The organism is Skermanella sp. (assembly GCF_059503625.1).
The window spans coordinates 1-4,066 of sequence record NZ_JCACHA010000083.1 but is presented as its reverse complement, the minus strand read 5'-3'; the positions used below and the strand labels follow the sequence as shown (position 1 = coordinate 4,066).

General features: G+C 61.6%; 5 protein-coding genes. 2 read left to right on the top strand and 3 right to left on the bottom strand.

Annotation, left to right across the window (positions count from 1 at the left end; all coding sequences use genetic code 11):
• Positions 1–219: 219 nt before the first annotated feature.
• Both AC5JJ6_RS02215 and AC5JJ6_RS02210 read right to left on the bottom strand, forming a co-directional pair.
• A complete protein-coding gene (locus tag AC5JJ6_RS02215; protein ID WP_496040476.1) occupies positions 220–1,542 on the bottom strand; it encodes an ABC transporter substrate-binding protein in 1,323 nt (440 codons plus the stop codon).
• Between the two features lie 203 nt (positions 1,543–1,745).
• The gene (locus AC5JJ6_RS02210) at positions 1,746–2,708 is read right to left on the bottom strand and encodes a sugar-binding transcriptional regulator (RefSeq protein WP_496040475.1); all 963 of its coding nucleotides are present in this window, start codon (positions 2,706–2,708) and stop codon (positions 1,746–1,748) included.
• 199 nt (positions 2,709–2,907) lie between these two features.
• On the opposite strand from AC5JJ6_RS02210, the gene AC5JJ6_RS02205 reads away from it, so the two are divergent.
• Both AC5JJ6_RS02205 and AC5JJ6_RS02200 read left to right on the top strand, forming a co-directional pair.
• Positions 2,908–3,180: a type II toxin-antitoxin system RelE/ParE family toxin gene (locus AC5JJ6_RS02205; protein ID WP_496040474.1), complete on the top strand. Its 273-nt coding sequence runs from the start codon at positions 2,908–2,910 to the stop codon at positions 3,178–3,180.
• The gene (locus tag AC5JJ6_RS02200; protein ID WP_496040473.1) at positions 3,180–3,491 is read left to right on the top strand and encodes a HigA family addiction module antitoxin; all 312 of its coding nucleotides are present in this window, start codon (positions 3,180–3,182) and stop codon (positions 3,489–3,491) included. Before AC5JJ6_RS02205 ends, AC5JJ6_RS02200 begins: the two co-directional genes overlap by 1 nt.
• A gap of 18 nt (positions 3,492–3,509) precedes the next feature.
• Here the strand turns inward: AC5JJ6_RS02200 and AC5JJ6_RS02195 are convergent.
• On the bottom strand, positions 3,510–4,066 hold a 557-nt coding region (locus AC5JJ6_RS02195), incomplete at its 5' end, for a hypothetical protein (RefSeq protein ID WP_496040472.1).

Genomic DNA, 4,066 nt, shown 5'->3' with positions numbered 1-4,066 from the left:
CAGACCAGGAGGATGAGCACCGCAGGAGCTACGAAGGGGAGCGTCCGTACCTTCTGTCCGGATCTTCGCACCGTCGGGGCCGGCTTGACGGCCCCCGTTGCTATGCTGGCTGACATCGATTTGTTTCCCAGTGTGCTGCGACACGTTTCCCGTGTCCCGCAGCATTGGAAGCTGCTGCGGGACTTGGGGAGGACCGGAGCCTTCGGGTGTTCGGCTTGATTACTTCTTGGGGTAACCGGCCTGCTTCATCGCCCGCTCGGCGGCGGACTGCGCGGTCTTCAGCGCCTGATCCAGCTTCATCTGGCCGGTCAATGCTGCGGCCATGGTCTGGCCGGTCTGGGTGCCGATCGCCTGGAACTCCGGAATGCCGGCGAACTGGACCCCGACATAGGACTTCGGGTTCTTGGTCGTGTTCACCGGATCGGCTGTTTCGATCGCCTGCTCGACGAACTTGGCGAAGGGAGCCGCGTCGAGATACTGCTTGTTCTCATAGGTGGACTGCCGGGTGCCCGGAGGGGCGGAGACCCAACCTTCGGTTTCGCCGACAAGCTGGATGTATTCCTTGGACGTGGCCCAGGTGACGAACTTCTTGGCCGCGTCTTCCTTCTTGGAGGATTCCGGCACCGCCAGCGCCCAGGACCACAGCCAGTTCGACCCCTTCGGCCATGTCGCTATCGGAGCCTGCGCGAAGCCCAGCTTGTCCGCGACCTTGGACGTCGCCGGATTGTAGAGCATGCCCGAGGCGACCGTGGAGTCGATCCACATGCCGCACTGACCGTTGGAGAACATCGCGAGGTTTTCGTTGAAGCCGTTGCTGCTGGCGCCCGGCGGGCCGTAATTCTTCAGCAGGTCGATGTAGAGGGTGATGGCTTCCTTCCATTCCGGGCTGTCGATCTTGGTGTTCCAGTTCTGATCGAACCACTGGCCGCCGAAAGTATTCACCATCGTGCTGATGAAGGCCATGTTCTCGCCCCAGCCGGGCTTGCCGCGCAGGCAGATGCCGTAGACCTGGTTGGCCGGGTCATGGATCTTGGCCGCCAGATCCTTGATCTGCTGGTAAGTCGGCTGGTCCGGCATGGTCATGCCGGCCTTCTGCACCAGATCCTTGCGGTAATAGGTCATCGAGCTTTCCGCGTAGAACGGCAGCGCGTAAAGCTCGTTATTGTAGGAAAGGCCTTCGCGGACCGGCTTCAGGACGTCGTTGACGTCATAGGCGGCCGGAAGATTGTCGAACTTCTTGATCCAGCCCTGCTTTGCCCAGATCGGCACTTCATAGGTGCCGATGGTCAGCACGTCGTACTGGCCGCCCTTGGTGGCGATGTCGGTGGTGACGCGCTGGCGCAGCACGTTTTCTTCCAGAACCACCCAGTCCAGCTTGATGTCGGGATTGGCCTGCTCGAACTTGCTCGACAGCTTCTGCATGACGATCATGTCGCCATTGTTGACGGTCGCGATCGTCAGGCGCGTCTGCGCCTGCACCGCCGCCGTCCCCGCCAGAATGGTAGCCGTCAGCAGTCCAAGAAAATGGGTTTTCTTGATCATTCCGCTCCTCCCTTTCAATCGTCTTCTTTGAGCATTTGCCCGGACGTTGGGCAAACATCACATGGGGCTCTGGAAGCGTCAAGAAAATCATAGCGTCTACGCCATTGGGATACCGATTTTCGACATAATCTTGCTGCACTTGCGAAGGTGAGTTCGGCAAGCTTTGGGCATTTGCCCGAACTTCAGCTTTTGTCCGAGTTGTTTCAGTTGAGATCGAGGACGCGGGTAGCCGTCGTTTCGTCCGTAATCAGCCCGTTCGCCAAGCGCCCGCGCAGTGCGCCGCGGATTGCGGGAGCCTTGGCCGCCCCTGCCCCCATGATGATCGTCGGCCGTTCGGCCGGCACGATCAGCGGCGGCGCGGTCAGCCGCTCGTTGAAGGCGGTCGGCAGCAAAACGCCGTCCTGGTCGAACGCCCAGCCCAGCATTTCGCCCACGGCATGGCTGCTGACGAGGTCGGCGAGTTCCTGGTCGGTGATGAAGCCATCGACATGCAGCGGCGATCCCCAGCCGATCTCGCCGATCCCCATGAAGGACGCCTTGACTTGTAAAACCAGCGAACTGACCGTCTTGTACCAGCGTTGCGACTGAAGCAGCTTGCGCTGCTCGATATCGTCGGCCACGACGGGAGTCGGCAGCGGATAGCACTGAGCACCCGTCCGGTCGCATAGCCGCATCGCGACGTCATAGGGGCTGGCCCGTCCATCGCGGGTCAGGTTGCCGACGAGGGAGACGATCTTGTGCTGGGGCCGCTCCATCGATGAGACCTGCGCCACGGCCGCCCGCAGGGTCCGTCCTGTGCCGAGCGCCAGCACGGCGGGCGCCTTGCTGGACAGGTAGCTTTCGATCCGCTCGGCGGCGCTGATGGCGATCCCCGCCACCGGAGCCTCATCCCGCCGCTCCCCCGGAATGATGTCGCAGAACACAAGCCCGAAACGGTCCTTCAGCCGCTCCGCCATCTCGACGCATTCGGTGATCGGATAGTCCATCCGGAACTTGATGAGCCCTTCCGACGTCGCCAGCGCGATCAGCCGCTGCGCGTTCTGGCGCGAGACGTTCAATTCCGTCGCGATCTCGTCCTGCGTCCGGCCCCTGATGTAGTAAAGCCACGCCGCCCGCGCCGCCAGATCCAGCTTGCGATTGGAAGTACTGTTGTCCTTACCCGCCACCCTGCCGATCCCCTTGGCCCCTCAAGTGGCCGGAAGTAGACCATATACCCCGATGGTGGCGCAATCAATGGCGATGGATCGATGCCTTCGGCCTTCATGGCATGGGGCAATTTGCCCACATCCGTATGGGTCGTAATATTGTAAAGTGTTGCCTTACATTCTCGTTGACGACCTCTCTGTAAAGCGATACCTTACAATCATGATCCGGACCTTCCGTAGCAAGCCGCTTCGGCAATTCTTCGAAACTGGAAAACCGGAAAAGCTGGCCGTGCAGAATACAGCTCGTATCAGCCGTATTCTGCGGGCGCTGGAGGTAGCGACCAAGCCGGACGACATGAACCTTCCCGGCTATTTCTTTCACGGCCTGGAAGGTGAGCAGCGCTGGTCGGTACGGGTTACGGCAAATTGGCGGATTACATTCGGGTGGGACGGCGCCGACGTCATCGACGTCGATTTAGAGGATTATCACTGATGTCGGAAGCTCCTGTAAAATGCGGACTGCCCGCTATGCACCCCGGCGAACTGCTGCGCGAGGATGTGATCCCGGCACTCGGACGCCCGGTCGCCGAGATTGCCGGGTTGCTGAAAGTATCGCGACAGACGCTCTACGCGATCCTGCGCGAAGAGGCTCCCGTCACGGCGGCCATGGCGTTGCGCCTGGGCAAGTTGTGCGGAAACGGGCCGGAGCTATGGGTCAATCTCCAGGCCCGCTACGACCTTGACCGGCTCTCGCGCGAGTTGGGAGACGAGTTGGCCAGTATCCCAACGCTGAACGCGGCGTAAGCCGGCGCGGCGACCGCCTCACGATCCCCCGCAACTCCGCGCGATTTCTTCCGGCGTGACCACCCGCCGCTGCTCCGGGCGTTTCCAGCCGATGAAGACGCTTCGGCTGGGCAGCATCGGCATGTCGGTGCCGAAATAGGTGTTGAAGACAACGCGGTAGAGGTTGGTCAAGTTGATGTCCGCCGGTAGATTCCGCTGCAACTGTCCATCTGTAGAATAGACCGCCAGGAGCGGGGCGAAGCGTTCGCCCATGCAGCTGTGCTCCGCGCTGTCGTGGTCGAAGTGCTTGCCGCCGCCGTGGTCGCCGTGGACGATGACGATGGTCGGCCGTTTGGCTTCCCCGATGACGCGGCGGACCAGCGAGAGGATGCCGTCGTTGGTGTAGACCAGCTTCTCGACATAGCCGCGCCGGTAGGATTCCTCCCGCTCCGGCAGATGCTTCGTGTAGTGCGAGCCGTCGTTCATGCTCCAGAAGCCGCCTTCCGGCGGCAGCACCTCGCCGTTCCTGGTCATGTCGAAGGGCGGATGCGGGGTCAGCATATGCATATAGAGGAAGTACGGCCCCGTCAGCTCCC

Coding starts and splice junctions, on each gene's coding strand:
- AC5JJ6_RS02200 (WP_496040473.1), top strand. CDS start 3,180: ATGTCGGAAGCTCCTGTAAAATGCGGACTGCCCGCTATGCACCCCGGC.
- AC5JJ6_RS02215 (WP_496040476.1), bottom strand. CDS start 1,542: ATGATCAAGAAAACCCATTTTCTTGGACTGCTGACGGCTACCATTCTG.
- AC5JJ6_RS02205 (WP_496040474.1), top strand. CDS start 2,908: ATGATCCGGACCTTCCGTAGCAAGCCGCTTCGGCAATTCTTCGAAACT.